At 52.1% G+C, this 18284-nt stretch carries 18 protein-coding genes; 2 read left to right on the top strand and 16 right to left on the bottom strand.

The genetic code is table 11. The annotated features are described in order from the left end of the window. Positions 1-121: 121 nt before the first annotated feature. On the bottom strand, positions 122-1639 hold the full coding sequence (locus K1X45_RS12910) for an ABC transporter substrate-binding protein (protein ID WP_220159059.1): 1518 nt from the start codon (positions 1637-1639) through the stop codon (positions 122-124). Between the two features lie 146 nt (positions 1640-1785). On the opposite strand from K1X45_RS12910, the gene K1X45_RS12905 reads away from it, so the two are divergent. Continuing rightward, entirely contained in the window at positions 1786-2445 is a 660-nt protein-coding gene (locus tag K1X45_RS12905; RefSeq protein ID WP_220159058.1) for a TetR family transcriptional regulator, read from the top strand. Between the two features lie 69 nt (positions 2446-2514). Here the strand turns inward: K1X45_RS12905 and tdh are convergent, their stop codons facing one another. From tdh to K1X45_RS12850, 11 genes are all read right to left on the bottom strand, one after another. Further along, a complete protein-coding gene (gene tdh, locus K1X45_RS12900) occupies positions 2515-3549 on the bottom strand; it encodes an L-threonine 3-dehydrogenase (RefSeq protein WP_121993938.1) in 1035 nt (344 codons plus the stop codon). A 10-nt stretch (positions 3550-3559) separates the two neighbouring features. Then, the gene (locus tag K1X45_RS12895; protein ID WP_075654271.1) at positions 3560-4747 is read right to left on the bottom strand and encodes a glycine C-acetyltransferase; all 1188 of its coding nucleotides are present in this window, start codon (positions 4745-4747) and stop codon (positions 3560-3562) included. Positions 4748-4833: 86 nt separating this feature from the next. Beyond that, the gene (locus K1X45_RS12890; protein WP_220160498.1) at positions 4834-5916 is read right to left on the bottom strand and encodes an NAD/NADP octopine/nopaline dehydrogenase family protein; all 1083 of its coding nucleotides are present in this window, start codon (positions 5914-5916) and stop codon (positions 4834-4836) included. A 58-nt stretch (positions 5917-5974) separates the two neighbouring features. Continuing rightward, positions 5975-6580 (bottom strand): helix-turn-helix domain-containing protein, encoded by a 606-nt coding sequence (locus K1X45_RS12885; protein WP_022709491.1) that lies wholly within the window; start codon positions 6578-6580, stop codon positions 5975-5977. Between the two features lie 29 nt (positions 6581-6609). Beyond that, positions 6610-7185: a peroxidase-related enzyme gene (locus K1X45_RS12880; protein WP_220159057.1), complete on the bottom strand. Its 576-nt coding sequence runs from the start codon at positions 7183-7185 to the stop codon at positions 6610-6612. Then, entirely contained in the window at positions 7178-7681 is a 504-nt protein-coding gene (locus K1X45_RS12875; RefSeq protein ID WP_220159056.1) for a CMD domain-containing protein, read from the bottom strand. The genes K1X45_RS12880 and K1X45_RS12875 overlap by 8 nt, the downstream gene beginning before the upstream one ends. Continuing rightward, positions 7681-9180 carry an NAD(P)-binding domain-containing protein gene (locus tag K1X45_RS12870; RefSeq protein ID WP_220159055.1) on the bottom strand — a complete coding sequence of 500 codons (1500 nt, stop codon included), beginning with the start codon at positions 9178-9180 and terminating at the stop codon, positions 7681-7683. The genes K1X45_RS12875 and K1X45_RS12870 overlap by 1 nt, the downstream gene beginning before the upstream one ends. A 78-nt stretch (positions 9181-9258) precedes the next feature. Further along, positions 9259-10335: an ABC transporter ATP-binding protein gene (locus K1X45_RS12865; RefSeq protein WP_022709487.1), complete on the bottom strand. Its 1077-nt coding sequence runs from the start codon at positions 10333-10335 to the stop codon at positions 9259-9261. Continuing rightward, positions 10335-11129, bottom strand: a complete 795-nt coding sequence (locus K1X45_RS12860; protein WP_022709486.1) for an ABC transporter permease — start codon at positions 11127-11129, stop codon at positions 10335-10337. The genes K1X45_RS12865 and K1X45_RS12860 overlap by 1 nt, the downstream gene beginning before the upstream one ends. Then, the gene (locus K1X45_RS12855) at positions 11129-12115 is read right to left on the bottom strand and encodes an ABC transporter permease (RefSeq protein WP_033315823.1); all 987 of its coding nucleotides are present in this window, start codon (positions 12113-12115) and stop codon (positions 11129-11131) included. The genes K1X45_RS12860 and K1X45_RS12855 overlap by 1 nt, the downstream gene beginning before the upstream one ends. Positions 12116-12231: 116 nt before the next feature. Then, positions 12232-13341: an extracellular solute-binding protein gene (locus K1X45_RS12850; protein WP_022709484.1), complete on the bottom strand. Its 1110-nt coding sequence runs from the start codon at positions 13339-13341 to the stop codon at positions 12232-12234. An 826-nt stretch (positions 13342-14167) separates the two neighbouring features. On the opposite strand from K1X45_RS12850, the gene K1X45_RS12845 reads away from it, so the two are divergent. Then, positions 14168-14545, top strand: coding sequence for a hypothetical protein (locus tag K1X45_RS12845; protein WP_238481560.1), 378 nt, complete (start codon positions 14168-14170; stop codon positions 14543-14545). Positions 14546-14578: 33 nt separating this feature from the next. Here K1X45_RS12845 and K1X45_RS12840 read toward each other — a convergent pair whose 3' ends face one another. The 4 genes from K1X45_RS12840 to K1X45_RS12825 are packed head-to-tail and all read right to left on the bottom strand — an operon-like array spanning position 14579 to position 18145. After that, positions 14579-15094: a DUF995 domain-containing protein gene (locus tag K1X45_RS12840; protein WP_220159054.1), complete on the bottom strand. Its 516-nt coding sequence runs from the start codon at positions 15092-15094 to the stop codon at positions 14579-14581. Positions 15095-15125: 31 nt separating this feature from the next. Then, the gene (locus tag K1X45_RS12835) at positions 15126-16082 is read right to left on the bottom strand and encodes a glycoside hydrolase family 26 protein (protein ID WP_116086643.1); all 957 of its coding nucleotides are present in this window, start codon (positions 16080-16082) and stop codon (positions 15126-15128) included. Positions 16083-16097: 15 nt separating this feature from the next. Then, entirely contained in the window at positions 16098-16703 is a 606-nt protein-coding gene (locus K1X45_RS12830) for a DUF995 domain-containing protein (RefSeq protein WP_255560411.1), read from the bottom strand. Next, positions 16700-18145, bottom strand: coding sequence for a UDP-glucose/GDP-mannose dehydrogenase family protein (locus K1X45_RS12825; protein WP_220159053.1), 1446 nt, complete (start codon positions 18143-18145; stop codon positions 16700-16702). The genes K1X45_RS12830 and K1X45_RS12825 overlap by 4 nt, the downstream gene beginning before the upstream one ends. Positions 18146-18284 lie beyond the last annotated feature (139 nt).

The following is an 18284-nucleotide window of genomic DNA, read 5'->3' as shown; positions in this document are numbered from 1 at the left end:
CTGCGGCATACGCAATATTAAAAAGACGGGTACATAGTCTGATCAGCACAACCGGATCGGCAGGCTCCCAAAACCGGACAGGAATATCCCTTATCCGGTTTCAGAAAATCCGCATCGGAAATCAGCGCAGGTGGATTTCCCAGCCGTTCACGCGGTCAGCTTTGCTCGGTTTGAAATCGATGCTTTTGGAAACACCCCATGCCAGACGGTGCAGCCAGAGGAAACAAGCCGGAGCGTCTTCCGTGATTGTCACCATGGCTTTATTCAGCATGGAGACCCGTTTGGTGAAGTCAAACTCCTCACGCTCGGCCTGCAGCAATTTATCGACTTCCGCATTGGAATATTTCAGACGCGGTGATGCACCGGTTTCAAAATATTGCGCCAGCGCAGGAGACGGATCCAGCATATTGCCGCGCCCCATATAATAGAATGGCGTGTCACCGCGCTGTACATTCGTCCACAGAGTTGCCCATTCCGGTGTCTTCAGCGTTGCTTTAAAGCCCGCCTCTTCCAGCATCGGAATAATCGCTTCTGTGATCTGGCGGTCTGCAATATAGCGTCCTACCGGCGTGTAAAGATCAACTGCAACACCGGTTGCACCAGCCTCTGCCAGCAAGCTCTTTGCTTTTTCCGGATTATAATCAAACGGTATTTTGTAATCAGCGTCATAGCCAAGCTGGCCTGCGCCGACCGGTCCGTTCAGCAAGGTTGCCTGATTACCGAGAATAGCGCGGGCAATACCCTCACGGTTGATTGCATGACATACCGCTTTACGTACCCGTGCATCATCCCATGGTTTGGTCTCAGGGCTCATGGCAATGAACATAGCCTCTGCGGAATCGACCATTTCAACTGTCGCGTTCGACATCTGCTGCACGCGGTTAATCAGCTGCGGCGGAATTCCCTGCGCGATCTGCACCTCGCCATTGGCAAGCGCGGTCACACGCTGTTCCGGCTCGGTCATCATCCGGTAGAGAATCCGCTTCGGATTTGTCTCACTGACCATCGGATGGCCATCCACGCGCTCAATCACAATATGGCTGCCGATACCGACTTCCACCAATTTATACGGGCCTGCACCAATCGGATGCTGACGATCAGCTTCCTGCGCGCCGTATTTGTCATAGATGGATTTGGATGTGATCTGCATGAATGCCAGATAATTCGGCAGTGTGGAGATTTTTTGCGTTGTTGTAATCCGCATACGCAGATCATCAAGCGCTTCAACATTTTTAATATACTGGACAGAGGCCTGCGACATGCTCTGCGGGTCGTTCCGCGCGCGCTCCATCGAATGGATCACATCTGCAATGACAACCGGATCGCCGTTATGACGCTTCTGATCCGGTCGCAATGTCAGGATCCAGTTCAGGTCATCTTCAGGCTCAAGACTCTCTGCCAGAAACGGAACGAATTTTGCCTGTTCAAAATCCCAGCGCGTCAGACAGCCATAAATCTGACACCAGATCGAGCCGATCAGCACAACGGAATCCGCATAAGGATTATAACCCGTCACACCTTCGGTAATCGCAACAGTAATCTGATCAGATTTCTGAGCCTGAGCCTGTGCCGGTGATCCCGCGACACTGACAGCCAGTGCAGCACCCAGCAGCAGAGCCTTTTTAATTCCCTTAATCATCTTTCCCCTCCTCTTTTTATGTCATGCGTGACAAGAAGTAGTTTTTTTTAAATAAGTAAGCTATTACTTACTTTCTTGTCAATTGCCCTCATTGCAAAATGCGTAAATATACGCTCTGAAATGTCAGAGCGTCGGAGGATTACAGAATGAGTAAAGTGGATATGAACACTTCCAAAGCTGTGCGCTCGCGCAATGCACAAGCCACAAGCCAGGCTATTCTCGAATCAGCCATTGTTGAATTTTGCGAATATGGCCTGAGCGGCGCCAACACATCGCGTATCGTCGAGCGTGCGGGCTGTAATATCCGCATGCTTTACCATTATTTCCAGAACAAAGAGACGCTGTATAAAGCGGCTCTGGAACAGGTTTATAACCAGCTACGCGGCAGGGAAGCAGAGCTGAGCATACTCGACCGCGACCCGATTGATGCGATTAAAACTCTGACCGCATTCACCTTTGATTATATGCGGGACACCCCCGCCTTTATCAAACTCGTACTTGGCGAAAACCTGTTGCAGGGAGAGTTCATCCGTACCATCCCGAGCATACCGCGCTCGTCACGCCCGTTTATCCAGTCGATCCAGACACAACTCGACCGCGGTGTTGCAGCCGGAATATTCCGCTCGGGGATCGATGCTACCCAGCTTTATATTTCTATCGTCTCTCTCAGCTTCATGTATCTTTCCAGCCAATATACGCTGTCCGTTACTTTTGGCGTCGATATATCCTCGGAGGAGAATATCCGCACACGCCGCCTTCACGTTGTGGATATGATTGAGAAATATCTGAAGCTAAGCGCGGAATAAGCCATATGAAACAAAAACTGCCGTCAGACCGCTAAAATCTGACGGCAGCATAAAAAGCGCAAGCCGTATTTACCAGTCCATGACCACTTTGCCGGAATTGCCGGAGCGCATGGCCTCGAAACCGTCGCGGAATTCATCAATCCTGATACGGTGCGTAATAACCGGAGACAGATCAAGCCCGCCCTGCACAAAGGCGATCATCTTGTACCAGGTCTCAAACATCTCCCGCCCGTAAATGCCTTTCAGATTGAGCATTTTGAAAATGACCTTGTTCCAGTCGATTTCAAAACCGGCAGGGGCGATACCGAGAATAGCGATCTTGCCGCCATTATTCATCTTGTCGATCATATCGCGGAATGCGGGTGCAGCACCGGACATTTCCAGTCCGACATCAAAGCCTTCCGTCATACCGATGGACTTCATCACGTCGTCAAGATTTTCTCTTGAGGCATCCACCACATAATCAATACCGACTTTTTTGGCCAGATCCAGCCGCACCGGATTGATATCGGTGATGACAACCTTGCGTGCGCCCGCACGTTTGGCGACCATCGCTCCCATGATGCCGATCGGGCCTGCACCGGTAACCAGCACATCTTCGCCAATCAGATCAAAGGACAGAGCCGTATGCACCGCATTGCCGAAAGGATCGAAAATAGCGGCAATTTCATCCGGCACTTCATCGGGAATAGCCACCACATTATATTCCGGCAGGCAGATGAACTCTCCGAAAGAACCCGCGCGGTGCACACCCACACCCAGCGTATTACGGCACAGATGGCCACGACCCGCACGGCAGTTACGGCACTTGCCGCACACAATATGCCCCTCACCCGAGACGCGTTCCCCGACTTTATATTTGGTTACAGCCGAGCCGATCTCTGCGATCTCGCCCATAAATTCATGACCGACAACCATTGGCACAGGCACGGTGTTTTGTGCCCACTGATCCCAGTTCCAGATATGCACATCCGTACCGCAGATTGCGGATTTTTTGACCTTAATCAGCACATCATTCGGGCCGATCTCAGGAACAGGGACGCGCTCCATCCACAGACCCGGTTCTGCCTTTGCTTTCACCAGGGCTTTCATCATATTCGTCATTGGAGTTCCCTCAGATAATGCCTAATTCACGGCCGGTTTGTTCAAAGACCGCAATGGCTTTGCGTACATCCTGCTCCGAATGGGCTGCCGACATTTGTGTACGGATACGCGCCTGACCTTTCGGCACCACAGGGAACGAAAAGCCGGTCACATAGACGCCTTTTTCAAGCATTCGCGCGGCCATTTCCTGTGCCAGCGCCGCATCACCCAGCATCACCGGAATGATCGGGTGACCGTCTCCGGCAAGTGTAAAGCCGAGCTTAGTCATTTCACGGCGGAACAGTTCTGCATTCGCAGCGAGACGGGCGCGCAGTTCCGCACCGTTTTCGATGAGATCAAAAACTTTCAGTGATGCCGCGGCAATAACCGGCGCAAGCGTGTTGGAAAACAGATAAGGCCGTGAGCGCTGACGCAGCCATTCCACAGTTTCAGCCTTGGCAGATGTATAGCCGCCGGATGCACCGCCAAGCGCCTTACCGAGCGTGCCGGTGATAATATCAACCCGTCCTTCAACGCCGCAATATTCAGCAGAGCCGCGACCATTTTTGCCGACAAAACCAACCGCATGGCTGTCATCGACCATGACCATCGCATTATATTTGTCTGCGAGATCACAAACGCCCTGCAGATTGGCAATAATCCCGTCCATCGAGAACACGCCGTCTGTGGCGATCAGTTTAAAGCGGGAACCCTCCGCCTTCTTCAGCTCTTCTTCAAGCGCGGCCATATCATTATTGGCGTAACGGAACCGTTTTGCCTTCGACAGACGGATACCGTCAATAATCGAGGCATGGTTCAGCGCATCAGAAATAATTGCGTCTTCTTCACCGAACAGCGTTTCAAAAAGCCCGCCATTTGCATCAAAACAGGAAGAATAAAGGATGGTATCTTCCATACCGAGAAATGAGGAAATGCGGTCTTCCAGCTGTTTGTGCTCTTCCTGCGTCCCGCAAATAAAACGCACCGAAGCCATGCCGTAGCCATAACGGTCGAGCGCCTGTTTGGCAGATTCTGTCAGTTCTTCATTATCCGCCAGTCCGAGATAATTATTGGCACAAAAATTCAGAACGCGATCTCCCGAGGCCACTTCGATTTCACCGGCCTGTTTGGAGGTAATAATACGCTCGGTCTTATACAGGCCGGATGTTTTCAGGCCATCCAGCTCGGAACGGAGATGTCGAAGAAAATCATGTGTCATGCTTGAAGCTCTCTCACAATTATACCGGCATCTGCCCCGCATTTTATCAGTATTTTCCGATGCAGGGCAGACAGAATGCAGATCAGTTATTGACCGGTTGCATAGCCATTTTTGCAAAGTCCGGTCAGGTCAGACAAGGAAAGCGCATCCATATCCAATGCGTTTAAAAGGTCGTTTTCAGCAGTAAAATCGCGTCCGTACATTGCCGAGAAGATTTTAACGCCTGCCTCATGCAGTTCAGCCGGCTTCTCTGCAAGGCGAGCCAGTCTGGCAGTCATCACCAGACCAAACGGCACATCTTCCGTGACATAGCGGCTGTCCGCTGTGGTCGGGCCGGAACCGCCATTGCCTGCGGCATGCATTTCCTGATTCATCTGCGAAATCGAGCTGACAGGAACATGGAATGAAAGATGGAAATGCTCGAAAATCGTCCGCACTTGCAGCCCCAGAGCGGTGGCAACATTAATGCGCTCCTGATCCAGATCCTCCAGAAGACGCCCGACATTCGGCGTTACATTCTGCCCCTGGCTCCAGCTTTCACCGCGTTCCATACGGGTCATATTCCCCAGTGCAATACCCATGTGGTTTTGCGGATTGAGATTGGACAAGGCAATGGCCAGCAGGCTGCCGCGATCCACGAAACGATCCCCGAACAAAGTCTGGCAAAGTGCCAGCCCTTCTGCGCTGCGAGATTCCGGCACTGTCGCAAGATCAATACGTTTGCGTACAGTATTCACATTCACTTCCGTCTGGCTCAGCTGACGGCCTGAGACAACCGTTGTTCCCCACGCAATAACCGGAACGCTGATATCACGCGCAGCCAGCAGACGGGACAGATAAAGCGCACCGAAGGAGGCATGGGAGCTGATGATAACGCTCTGCTCCGCACGGATATAAGGTGCCACAGCATCCAGCACCGCCTTGTGCCCATAGGCAGGCAGAGCCACTACCAGCACATCAGAACCTTTGGCCAGTGCACGCGCATCCGCTGCCACCTGCGGCCGGAATGTGCCGGTCACAGCACCGGAGGCAGTCAGCGCCTCGCCTGCGGCCAGCGCTTTTGTGCGCTCACCCGATGGTGACCAGAGAATAGCTGTATGGCCTGCCTGTTCCAGAAATGCTGCCATACCAAACGCGATTGATCCGGCGCCAATAATCCCTACCCGCATAGTTTTCTGTTCCTCACTCATAATCATTCAAATTATTCTGCGGTTGTTCCGCATTTTGTTATTTGGGTCGTAAATTACTGCCAAAGCCGCCATTCACACCGGCAAAGGCAACGACCAGAAAGGCTTTGGCAGGCTGGCTGCCGATACTGGTCAGGCAATGCGGCACCTCTGCCGAATAACGGGCTGTCTCGCCTGCCCTGACCACAGTTTGTGACGCTGTGTTGGAAACGTGGATTTCACCCTCAAGACAATGCAGATGCTCCATTGTTCCCGGACTATGCGCCTCACTCTCCAGCTTACCGTTGAGATCAAAGTTCAGGAGATACCATTCAATCAGTGCAATCATGCCGGCCGGTGCCAGAATCTGCAAAGTACAGGTACCGTCCGGACTGCGGATCGTCGGCGTCAGATTGCCGGGCAGCAGATGGATCTGATCTGTCCGCTCATTGGTCACGCCGCCCATCAGGCAATCCAGATTAACCCCAAGTGCCTGTGTCAGATGCCACAGCGTGCCATAAGTCGGATTGGCATTACCGCGCTCGATCTCGGAAAGAATGGAACGCGATACGCCTGCCATAACGGAGAGATCTGCCAGTGTAAGTTTTCGCTCTTTACGCAAAGCCTGCAAACGAGGCCCGATTTCCGGTGGTGTCAGCTGCTTCATTTGCTCACTCCTCAAACTATGCCGCAGACCTATTCCTCTACAGGCTCTCCCAATGTATGCATCAGTCTGTTTGCCCAGCCGAAAAGCGATGCAGACAGAATGAGATCGAGGATTTCATTCTGATCCAGCCCCGCCTCAGCCAAAGCCTGCATGTCGGTTGCGTCAGCCTGCGGCGGACAGGCCGACAGACGAACTGCAAAATTTAAAATTGCTTTCAGCCGCGGTTCAATATCCGCATTCACACCATCCTTAAAAATGGCGGCAATGGTATCCTCTTCCTTTGCCAGCTGATTATAGCGGCTTGCATGTACCGCCGCGCAATAGATACATTGGTTTACAACCGAGGCTCCCACTGCCCCGATTTCCCGCTCTGCGCGGGACATACCGCCGCGATTATACATCACGCCGTTAAACAGCGGAGACCGGTGCTTCAGCGTTTCAGCATCATGTGCAAGCACCAGAAGATAGTCAGAAACCTTGGTATTGGACGGCGTGACTTTCAGCGCATCCAGCTGCTCCGGCGTTGCATCCGCCAGCACAACCGGCGTCACATAGGGTTTCCAGACCGGCACTGTTGTCGTGAATTCATGAATGGTCTTACCCATGTAAACCTCTCATCAAACGCAAACCGGCTGCAACGCGGATCTGATAGCTGACAAAAGCCAGAAGTTCCGAAAGCCGTACAATATCAGCGTCATTCACACCGGCCTGACGCAGCTTTTCAATATCGGCACCCGTGGCATCTTTAGGAGAGCGCGTCACAATATCCGTATGCCGGATTAAAGCCTGCAAACGCTGATCGTCACCGCCGCTGAAACTCAGATCAGCGATCAGAGCCGCTTCTGCAGCATTATCCGCCTGTTCCAGCAAAGTTGTGAAATGCTGTGTCAGCGCCTCATCCTGATTATGTCTGGCAACACGTACTGCAATAGCAGCCCGCTCTGCACGGGACAGCCCGCCCGCATCAGCAGGCATTAAGGCACTGTCATGGGTTTGCTGTGTCAGCGCCAGAATATCCGCACGGCCTGCCAGCACCTCACGCAGAGGATCTGTGGCTCCGATACCGGCGGCGCTGATAAGAATATCCGTGGTTTCCGTCATTATACCTCCTCCGCCTGTTGCGACTGTATCTGCTCAGCATCCGGTAAAGGTGAAGCTTTCCACTCATCGCCCTGCAGTTCCGGCGTGCTGTAATCCAGCAAGGCCTGCCAGTGCTGCTCAAAATTTTCCTGATAAAGCCGGGCTGCAATTTCACGGGCGAGAATGGCCGCGCCTTCGCTGATGCCCGGAATATCGCCGCTCAGTTTGCCAAGACTGGCCGCCGCACCGGCATTGAAACTGTAGATATTAGCCAACCACGGAGCCGTGCCTGCCTCTTTCTCGCGGAAAGAAAAGTCAGCGGACAGATAAGGATGATTGCCGAGTTCTTTATTTTCCTCACCGGCCGGAGGTGTATAGCAATCGCGCCAGAGCAGGATTTTATCCGCATAGGCTTCCAGTTCTTTGCGTGCCAGCGGGTCAACGGTGAAGCCGGTGCCAAGGATCAGGAAATCCGTAACCAGCCGGCTACCGTCCTGCGTTGTGATAATGAGTTCATCACCCCTCTGCTCGACCGATTTCACACCGGCATTAAAATGAAAATACGCATTGTCATGACGGCTGACCCGCAGCGTTGAGCCGCGCGGCGCAGGGGTCTGGGTGCGTAAAGAATAATTCATGATCTGCCAGCGGCGGGCATCATCCAGCTTGGAAAAAGCGGCCGTAAAACCAAAGGAGCCAATACCCATCAGCTTGTTGATCTGCGGCATTTCCTTGCGGCGGATAAGATGGCGCACTTCTTTGGCACCGGCTTCCAGCGCCTCAGCGGCATTATCCACCGCAGAGGCTCCCACACCGACCACAACCACCCGTTTGGAACGCAGCGCCTGAAAATCAATCGCATCAGCAGAATGCGCCCAGAACTTCCTGTCCAGCCCCGCTACAAAATCCGGAATATTGGGATGCCCCATACCGTCACGGCCAGTCGCCATGACAATTTTGCGCGCCAGAATAGTCGCCTCTTTGGCACCGCTGCCCGCCAGAGTCAGGCGCATCAGCGCCCCTTCCGGCAGGATGGATTTTACCTCGACATTATTCTCAACCGGCAGAGACAGAACTTTCCGGTACCAGCGCAGATAGTCCATCCACATCGGGCGCGGGATTTTATCCATCTCAGCCCATGCATCATTGCCGAATTGTGCCACATACCACGAGCGGAATGTCAGCGAAGCAATACCATAGGCAGGACCTGTCAGCTGTTTTGGTGAGCGCAGTGTTTCCATCCGCGCATAGGTCAGCCACGGGCCTTCAAAACCTTCAGGACTGCGGTCGAAAATGCGGATATTACGGATGCCGCCCGCCAGCAGCGAAAATCCGGCAACGAGCCCGCACATACCGCCGCCGATAATCACGACATCATGCACTTTCTCTGCACTATCAGTCGTTTCCACCCAGTTTGCAGGCGGATAACACAGACAGGCCAGATCATCGCGGACACGATGTTCCAACTCTTCAAGAGTGGAAGCAGCAACCTTAAGCGGTGCCTGCACGTTATATTGCATAACTCATTTCCATCCGGTTTTCTCAGATAATGATGAAGTTCCGGTCACATCAGAGCGACCGGAATGATCTGCATGACCTCAGCTCGAAACAGGCAGGACTGTTGCGCTTTCCGGCTTCCAGCTGACCCAGATATCATCCCCGACGGAAGAAGTGATATCTGCCGGATGACTGAGCGCATTGAGAACGGTACCGCCGTCCACCTCAACAAAGACAGACGTATGATTGCCTTTGAACACCAGCTGACGGATGCGGCCCTTCAGACGGTTCTGGCTTTCCGGAGCTGTTTCTGTGCAGCGGATCGCTTCAGGGCGCAGAGCAATGAAATAGCCGTCCTGTGTTGAAACGCTCGCAGTGCCCCGCGGAGCCGTCAGAATATTGTCATTCCAGTTCAGCTTCAGCATATCATTTTCAACGCCGGAAACCTGACTGCGCAGCAGATTGGTTTCACCGATAAAGTTGGCGACAAAAACACTCTTCGGCGCACGATAGAGTGTATGCGGATCACCCATCTGTTCAATGCGACCTTTGTTCATCACAATAATCTGGTCAGACATTGTAAGTGCCTCTTCCTGATCATGTGTAACAAAGACAAAGGTCTTGCCGGTTTTTTCCTGAATGGATTTCAGCTCGATCTGCATCTGCTGGCGCAGTTTTGCATCAAGCGCCGAGAGCGGCTCATCCAGCAGCAAAACCTGCGGATCCGGTGCCAGCGCACGCATCAGAGCCACACGCTGACGCTGACCGCCGGAAAGTTCTGACGGCAGGCGATGTGCATAATCCTGCAACTGCACCAGTTCCAGCAATTCGGTCACCCGCTTGTGAATAAAGTGCTTGTCGCGCCCTTTTAGCTCCAGACCGAAAGCAATATTCTTAGCAACGGACATATGCGGAAACAGCGCATAATCCTGAAACACAATATTCACATCGCGCTTATTAGGCGGCAGCTTTGTCACGTCTTTGCCTGCGATGATGATGCGGCCGGATGTCGGTGTTTCAAAGCCGCCGAGCATGCGCAAAGTGGTGGATTTACCGCAACCGGAAGGCCCGAGCAATGTGATGAACTTGCCTGCTTCAATGGTCAGGTTAAGCTCTTCCACCGCAACAAAAGAACCATAGCTTTTTGTTACATTCTCAAATTTAACGATCGGTTCCATTAGCGTGTCCTCGAACGGCGGGTTTTATATTCTGCATAGAGGCCAACGGCTGCGGTCACCAAAAGGACAAGCGTTGCCATGGCGTTGATTTCAGGAGACATACCGCCTTGTACTTTGGCGAAAATCAGCATCGGAAGCGTCGGCTTGTAGCCACCCAGAAAGAAGGTGCGCACAAAGTCATCAATCGACAACAGCACGCAAAAGATCATACCGCCCATGATTGCAGGCCAGAGATAAGGCAGCGTCACCCGGAAGAAGGCCACAACACTGTCTGCACCGAGATCACGCGCCGCATCTACCAGATTGCCCGGCATTGTGCGCAGTCTTGTCAGCACCATCACCACCACAAAAGGTACGGCGTGCACTGTGTGTCCCAGAATAATGGCGGCTGTGCCGGTCGGCATATCAATCGACGAGATGAAAATGCGCATCGAAATCGCCGAGATCATCCCCGGCACCACGGCAGGCAGACAGGCAAGCGCAAAAATAATTGCCTGACCTTTAATCCCTTCCGCCACAATCAGCATGGCAATCCACGTGCCGATCGTGGTAGCCGCCAGCGTGGTCGCTGCAGCAATCAGAACAGAATAGATAACAGCTTCGAGAAACTGCTTGTCCTGCATGACCTTGACATACCAGTCAAAAGTCCACTCGCTGATCGGAAAAGCAATAAAACTGGCATCTTTAAAGCTCATCGCCATCATCAGCATCAGCGGCAGCATCAGATAGATGACAAAGGCCCAATAGGTTGCTGTCAGAGCCGTGCGCGGTGCATCATGAAACAGGTTACGCATCAGATCACCCTCCGTTTACGGCCGCCGACAAGGCGCATGAAAATTCCGGCTGCAGTTAAAGCGGTTACCAGCATGATGATGGCAAAAGCCGCACCTACCGGCCATTTATTGCTGGCGCCGTGGAAGAAGCCGCTGATGGTTTCAGGGAACATCACTGTGCCGGGCCCGCCAAGCAGCATTGGTGTGGCGAAAACACCGACTGTCGTGAGAAAGACCAGTGAGCAGCCCGAAATAATGCCTTCCTTGGACAAAGGCAGAATAATTCTGCGGAACCGTGTCCACGGGCCTGCACCAAGATCGGCAGCGGCATCGAGATAGGATGACGGGATTTTCTCAATCGCCGAATAAAGCGGCAGCAACATATACAGGCACACGAGATAGATCAGGCCGAATGTCAGAGAGAACGGGCCGTAAAGCATCTGGATCGGCCGGTCGATCAGACCGATTTCCCGCAGAAAAACATTGAGCGCACCACGGTTTGCCAGCAGCATAATCACCGAGAATGTGCGGATCAGCTCCCCTGCCCAGAATGGCACGAGCAGCAGCAGCAGTGCTTTGGAGCGGCCTTCCGGACGCACAATTTTCGCAACATAATAGGCAACCGGATAAACCACGATCAGGGTGGCTGTAGTTGCAAAAAGCGAGAAAAAGAAGCTGCGGATCAGGGGCGTGAAGTAAATCGACTCTTGAAAGAAGATCGCATAATTATCCAGCGTATATTGCGGCTCACTGCCCGCAGGCAGCGGATATTGCGACATCAGGCTGATTTTCAGCATCTGATAAATCGGCCCGACATGCAGAAAAATGAGCCAGAGCAGAGGAAAACCTGCCAGCAGGATCACGCGTCCGTAACGCGAATTGACCGCGGCTCCCAATGTTTTCTGATACAAGCCGGAATTCATGACTTTTGCTATCCGTGTCGAATAGCGCGGCATTTCCGCTTTTTGGCTTATACCAATATCGTCCCTGATAGAGGTGTCAGACATATAGCTTTCCTGTTCAGCCCTGCGACGCATGTCGTGCTGTTTCATCAGACAGTCATTTTACGGGAAGGATGTTTGCGCCGGATCGGGCGCAAACATTCATTCAGAACGCACAGCCGTCAGGCGGCTTTGACCTCGGCAGTCGCACGGTCAACCAGCTCGTTTTTCATATCGCGGTTGACGGAGCTGAAGAAAATAACCCGTTCAAGCTGGTTCTGCGGCAAGGTTGCTGCCATCTTCTCACGGTCATTCAGCAAATCAGCAACACCATTGATGGTGGAGCTGTAGCCGGACTGACGGGTCATCGATGCACCGACTGCCGGATCTGCCAGAACTGCATTGAGCAGCTTATAGGCATTTTCCTGATTAGGTGCATTATTGACGATGTTCAGCGTGTAAACGAAGCCGAATGTGCCTTCTTTCGGTGCAGAAAGCTGGATCGGATGGCCTTCCATAATCAGCTTGGCAACCGGACCTGACCAGGAATGCGCCAGATAAATATCTTCATTGATAAACATCTGCTGCACTTCGGAACCGGCATCGTAATATTTACGCACCATATCCTTGTGTTTAATCAGGAGGTCGCGGGCATCATTAGTGGCCTTTTGTGCAAGCTCACGATTATCCGTATAGCTGACAAAGTCACCGTCATAGCCAAGATATTGCATGGCCAGTGTCAGGAAGTCGCTGACGATATAAGAGGTCTGCCCCTTATATTCCGGATCAAACATGATCTCCAGACTGTCCGCTTCCTTAACGTAATCGGTATTGCGTGCAAGCCCCTCATAGCCGGCCAGAATTGGCAGCCCCCAGAGCTTGTCCTCAACGCGTGCCCATTTGGCATCCTGATAGACAGAATTAAGGTTTTTCCAGTTGCTGATTTTGTCTGTATCAATTGCAGAAATCAGCTTGGACTGGATGAACTGGCTATAGCGGTGCCCAGCAACCGTCACGATGTCGGTTGACGGATTGGCGCCTTCCGCAGTCAGCAGGTTATATTGCTTGCCCTGATCGTCTGTCAGACGAACGCGCACTTCAATACCGGTATCCTTCTGGAACTTGTCCAGAAAGTCCTGCGGCAAAAATTTGTCATAGGTTGTAACATTCAGAACGCCGTTTTCAGCCCATGCCGGACGCGGTCTGATGATATATGGTGACGACAGCACAGCTGTCCCTGCCGCAACCAGCTTCAATGCTGACCGGCGGTTAACCAGAAGAGTCTTCCTCATTATGTTCCCCTGAAGATATTTGTTTTTTATTATCAGGCGCAGATCAGGCTCACCCACAGGATCGATTGAAAATACTTCGCCGCTTCCCTTCGGCAGAAATATCGGATCTGGTGGAAAAATGTCCGCTAAAATGGATAATTCCGATAAAGCAGAAATATGTCAAGGGCTTTATTATAAAGAAATAATTTTTAGCATTATAATCAACGACTATAAACAACAGTCCTTAAAATGCAAAGCAAGTCGAAATTGCATTTTATTTAACATCATAATTTTATTGATAAATTTTGCCAGAGAATATTTTTTTAGTCACGCCTGATTTACGCAGGAGAATTGACAATTTTGCTCTGTGCAACCCAAACTGAAAAATCTTTTATAGCGGAATTCCTCCGCAGCTTCCGCTTCTGCACAGCTCAATAATGAGACCGGATAAATCTCGCAGAGAGAATCTCCTGCCCTGCATGCGCCATTTCGACGCAAATTAAACCATCCGTACAAAAATCTGTCGCAAACGCCCTGAGGTCGCCGATTGCAGGGAAAACGGTTGCAGGCAGGCAAGTTATTGAATTGCAGTAAATTTTATGCAGCACGCCGGGCAAGTACAAAAAACGGTATCATGAGTTACAAGCCTGTCTCGTTGTCCGGCAGCATTCCCGCGAAAAGGGGTTGGGTTCCCGCGACTGATACTATATGAAGCCCTTACAACTTTAGATCTAACTCAATTAGGCAATGCTTCAATTACTAATTGTCCCCGATCTTAATCACTTCGTATTAATTTATTCAGTTTATAAGTTCCTGTGTCACGGCATCGGAACAAAGGTTCACACGAATGCAACTCTTCTCCGCAAAGATCCTCGCGGGTCACCGTAATCGCATGCCTTTCAAATCCACAACACTCGCTCTTACAGCCGTTCTGGCTGGCAGTCTGGCCCTTGCCGGATGCAGCACTGGTTATAATGTCGCTGAGACACAGGCAATGTCTGTCACCAAAGTCGGTTATGGCCTGCCTGCAAAAACCACTGCCATCGCCAAAGCAGATGATATGAAAGCCCCGCGTACGCAACGAGCACCGCGTGTTGCTGCTACCAAAACAGTGACATCTTCAAAATCAGTCAGAGTGGCTTCCGCAAATTATCTGGGACGTGCGCCTTATATCTGCACACCAAGTGGTTTCGGCAGCAAAACACGCTGCTTTAACAGAAGCTGACGGCAAACAAGATATCTGCCGCCAGCCTCATAGTCAGTTGGATGCCATTGCCGGCATCATGCGGTCCAGTTGTCTGCTCACATAATCGCCCCGGCGGAATTTAGTGATTTCATCACCTTTTCTTGCCGGTGCGTGTTTGAAAATATACCAGTCACCATTCGGCTCTTTTCGCTGATAAATCACGCCGTTCTTTTCGCGGTGGCTGAAGCAGGTTGTTGCCGGAAAACTGGTACCTTTTTCATACCATGTCGCACGGAAACATAACTTTCCGGGATCGGTGATAAACCAGATCCCCTGACCGGCAGAAGCATTGCTGCCCCTGCCGGACCATGCCTTGAATTGCCGTTTTGATACGGCAAAATAACCGGCACCGTCTTTCCACATCCATGAATTATGGCTGTAAATCCGGTAGATTTCAGAACTGCTGAGCGGCTTAGCCGTGTCTGCTCCTGACGCCGCCGCTGCCTGAGCTGTAAGACCAGCGGAAACGCTCAAACCCAATCCGCCGGCTACCGCTATTATAAGTGTCATTGTACGAAACACTGACATAATCGCCTCCCTCACGCTCAGACAGCGTGGTTCAGTTGGTTGGTGCATTCACAACGCGCCATTCAGGCTTTCCGAAACCGTCCGGCCATGGATAAACTTCACGGTCATTGAAATAAACCACGGTTTTCAGTTCAGGAAATTCCGGATGAGTTTTGGCAACATTTTCCGCCCAGTTGCGGACATATGAGGCATCACCGTCATAGCCCAGTTCGGCAACCCAGATCGGCTTGCCAAAGCCTTTTACACGGTCATAACCCGGTGCCAGACGTTCAGAGAAAGTCTGATCCCCGCCCTTGGTTGCACGGTCGTATTTTTGGTAACCGAAGACGGAAAGACCAATAATATCAACATAGTCATCGCCGGGATAAAAGGCCTGAAGCCCCTCATTGCCCTTTGGTGACCACATATATTTGGCATTTGGCAGGCTCTCCCTGCACACACGCACCATACGCTGATACGCCTTTACATATTCGTCAGGCTGCCAATGCGCCCAGGTAAACTGGTTGTCTGTTTCATCCATTTCCTGCGCCCAACGGATGATAACCGGACTTTTCAGTTTTGCGGCTTCCGTGCAGACCTTGGCCATATACACATCCCGCTCCCCGTTCAGAATACTCTGCAAAAGTTGCGGTGAGGAAATACGCCAGTCCGGCGACCACGACCATGGCTCGACCGAAATCAGCAGTGTACGGCCGCGTTTGAGCGCGTAATCATCAGCAAGTGTCAATGATCCCAGCTCGACATCTTCCCATGGCAGAAACAGATGTTCGATTTTTGAATTCTTGTCATCCCCGAAGTCTCCGTGCGGATCATACGCACCGAAACCGACCGATGCCTGCGTAATCACCGGACGTTTCGTGGATGGCTGGTCTTTGGTTGCTGACATCTCGTTAGGGATACCGAGCGGAGTGCTGCTTGCGGCGTAAGCAGTACCGGATAACATGACCCCGACGAATGACAATGCAACGATTTTGGATATCTTACCCATTGCCTTTCTCCTGCCTTAATTTGCACCGTTCGGAGCCTGTGCAGAGAACGGTTGCTGTTTGGCATCTGCCTGTTGTGTGAGCGGCTGCAGCTTTGCCAGCTGTGCGCTCACAGTGTCCTCAGCAACAAGTTTTTTGAACTCATCACTGTCTGTGGCTTTGGCATGTTTAAAAACATACCAGCTGCCGGAAGGTTCTTTCTTCTGATAAATCGTGTCTTCATAAATGCGGTGACGGAAGCAGGTTTTACCGGCTTCTTTGCCCTGCTTTGCCTGAATGCCATACCAGTCGGCTTTCAGGCACATCAGCCCAGTATCACTGAGTACCCAGCGCCCTTCAGCCCAGCGGGTATCATCCCCTGAACCCGACCAGCCGATAAAGGTACGGTCCTTATCCTGCATACGGCCTGCGCCGTCCGGCCATTGCCAGGTTTTATCCCGGTAAAGCACATAGAGCTCTGCAGCGGACATTGCTCTTGCCTTTGCGGGTACTTTGACCGGCTCTGCGGCACCGGCCTGTATTACGGGCACACCCAACATTGTCAGTACGGCGAGCACAACACCAAACCGGTGTAAGCCTGCACCATGCTTCTGATTTTTTGTCTTGTTGTTATCTCTGCTCATAGCCTGCTTCTCCCTGCTGTTCCGGCTTTTTCATCATTGCCGGTGTGAAGCCTGCCTCTTGCGCCCCGCCCCTGAAGGACAGGCTGTGTTTCCTTTGCTGCCTTGCCGGCAGAATGTGCTTCCTTGTGATTTCGGGCAGGTTTACCAATCATCGTAATACGGAAGCCCGCTGCCTCTGCACTCTCCTGAGAAACAGCATTACGCAGATCAACAAGAACGGGTGCATTCATGAGTTTTCTCAAGCGGGTCAGATCCAGCCTGCGGATACAATCCCATTCTGTCACGATGACAACGGCATCCGCATTGCGTGCACATTCATAAGGATCATCAATCAAAGCCACATCATCCAGCATCTGCGCGGCATTCGGCATTCCCACCGGATCAAAAGCGCGTATCGTTGCCCCGAAACGCTGCAAAGTCTCGATCAGGGGAACAGATGGTGCCTCACGCATATCATCCGTATCCGGCTTGAATGTCAGGCCAAGAACCGCAATGGTCAGCCCGTCCACATCACCGCCGACAGCATCAAGTACCTTCAGCGCCATTTTACGCTTGCGTGCTTCATTCGCTGTCACGGTTTCCTCGACCACCCGCAGGGCAACGCCGTAATCCTGCGCGGTGCGCAACAGAGCCAGCGTATCTTTCGGGAAGCAGGAACCGCCATAACCGGGGCCTGCATTCAGGAAGCTGGAGCCGATGCGCCGGTCAAGACCAATGCCCAGCGCCAGATCGCTGATGTCACTGCCTGCCAGTTCGCACAGGTCGGCCAGTTCATTCATGAAAGTAATCTTGGTCGCCAGAAATGCATTGGCGGCATATTTAATCAGCTCGGATGTGCGTCGTCTGGTAACAACAACCGGTACATCATGCGGTGCAAAGACATCGCGATAAAGCTGCATCAGCACGGCCTGTGCATGCATATCCTCAACACCGATCACCACGCGATCCGGCTTCAAAAAGTCTGGAATGGCTGCGCCTTCGCGCAGAAATTCAGGATTGGAGGCAACAGAATAGCTGCCGCGGCGGCGCACCGAGCCGATAATCTTATCAACTGCATCACCGGTGCCGACCGGCACAGTGGACTTAACCGCAATCACCGCACCTTCCGCCAGATGCGGGGCGATTTCCTTGGCAGCCATATAGACGAATGACAGGTCCGCATCACCGTGTCCGGCGCGCGCCGGTGTGCCGACAGCGATAAACACAATATCCGCATCTTTGACTGCTGCGGCCAGATCGCAGGTGAAAGACAAACGTCCCGCCTGATGATATTTGCTGACCAGCCCGTCCAGCTCCGGTTCATAGATCGGCAGGATGCCCTGATTAAGTCCGGCTATTTTTGCAGCATTCTTGTCGACACAGATAACGTCATTGCCCCAATGTGCAAAACAGGTGCCGCTGACGAGGCCGACATATCCGGTTCCTATCATCGTGATTTTCATGATCTGCAACGCCCTGGGGCGCCTCCCTGTTATAATTTCCTAGAGCATTTCAGTTTTGACTAAATCCGATAAAATGCTCTATCTCTTTGTTTTTGCGCGTATCTTATCCGAAAACCGGTTCCCGCTTTTCGGGATACGC

Origin of the sequence: Pseudochrobactrum sp. Wa41.01b-1, assembly GCF_019464455.1 — a bacterium.
In the GTDB taxonomy this organism is placed as follows: Bacteria; Pseudomonadota; Alphaproteobacteria; order Rhizobiales; family Rhizobiaceae; genus Pseudochrobactrum; species Pseudochrobactrum saccharolyticum.
The sequence above is the reverse complement of the archived record's forward strand: the minus strand, read 5'-3'. Positions and strand labels throughout refer to the sequence as shown.

Bases quoted from the DNA above. Each gene is read 5' to 3' on its own strand.
- K1X45_RS12870 (WP_220159055.1), bottom strand. From the start codon at position 9,180: ATGCAATATAACGTGCAGGCACCGCTTAAGGTTGCTGCTTCCACTCTT.
- K1X45_RS12890 (WP_220160498.1), bottom strand. From the start codon at position 5,916: ATGCGGGTAGGGATTATTGGCGCCGGATCAATCGCGTTTGGTATGGCA.
- K1X45_RS12845 (WP_238481560.1), top strand. From the start codon at position 14,168: ATGCAACTCTTCTCCGCAAAGATCCTCGCGGGTCACCGTAATCGCATG.
- K1X45_RS12880 (WP_220159057.1), bottom strand. From the start codon at position 7,185: ATGGGTAAGACCATTCATGAATTCACGACAACAGTGCCGGTCTGGAAA.
- tdh (WP_121993938.1), bottom strand. From the start codon at position 3,549: ATGACGAATATGATGAAAGCCCTGGTGAAAGCAAAGGCAGAACCGGGT.
- K1X45_RS12835 (WP_116086643.1), bottom strand. From the start codon at position 16,082: ATGGGTAAGATATCCAAAATCGTTGCATTGTCATTCGTCGGGGTCATG.
- K1X45_RS12830 (WP_255560411.1), bottom strand. From the start codon at position 16,703: ATGAGCAGAGATAACAACAAGACAAAAAATCAGAAGCATGGTGCAGGC.
- K1X45_RS12875 (WP_220159056.1), bottom strand. From the start codon at position 7,681: ATGACGGAAACCACGGATATTCTTATCAGCGCCGCCGGTATCGGAGCC.
- K1X45_RS12910 (WP_220159059.1), bottom strand. From the start codon at position 1,639: ATGATTAAGGGAATTAAAAAGGCTCTGCTGCTGGGTGCTGCACTGGCT.
- K1X45_RS12905 (WP_220159058.1), top strand. From the start codon at position 1,786: ATGAGTAAAGTGGATATGAACACTTCCAAAGCTGTGCGCTCGCGCAAT.
- K1X45_RS12895 (WP_075654271.1), bottom strand. From the start codon at position 4,747: ATGACACATGATTTTCTTCGACATCTCCGTTCCGAGCTGGATGGCCTG.
- K1X45_RS12840 (WP_220159054.1), bottom strand. From the start codon at position 15,094: ATGTCAGTGTTTCGTACAATGACACTTATAATAGCGGTAGCCGGCGGA.
- K1X45_RS12860 (WP_022709486.1), bottom strand. From the start codon at position 11,129: ATGCGTAACCTGTTTCATGATGCACCGCGCACGGCTCTGACAGCAACC.
- K1X45_RS12885 (WP_022709491.1), bottom strand. From the start codon at position 6,580: ATGAAGCAGCTGACACCACCGGAAATCGGGCCTCGTTTGCAGGCTTTG.
- K1X45_RS12850 (WP_022709484.1), bottom strand. From the start codon at position 13,341: ATGAGGAAGACTCTTCTGGTTAACCGCCGGTCAGCATTGAAGCTGGTT.
- K1X45_RS12855 (WP_033315823.1), bottom strand. From the start codon at position 12,115: ATGTCTGACACCTCTATCAGGGACGATATTGGTATAAGCCAAAAAGCG.
- K1X45_RS12865 (WP_022709487.1), bottom strand. From the start codon at position 10,335: ATGGAACCGATCGTTAAATTTGAGAATGTAACAAAAAGCTATGGTTCT.
- K1X45_RS12825 (WP_220159053.1), bottom strand. From the start codon at position 18,145: ATGAAAATCACGATGATAGGAACCGGATATGTCGGCCTCGTCAGCGGC.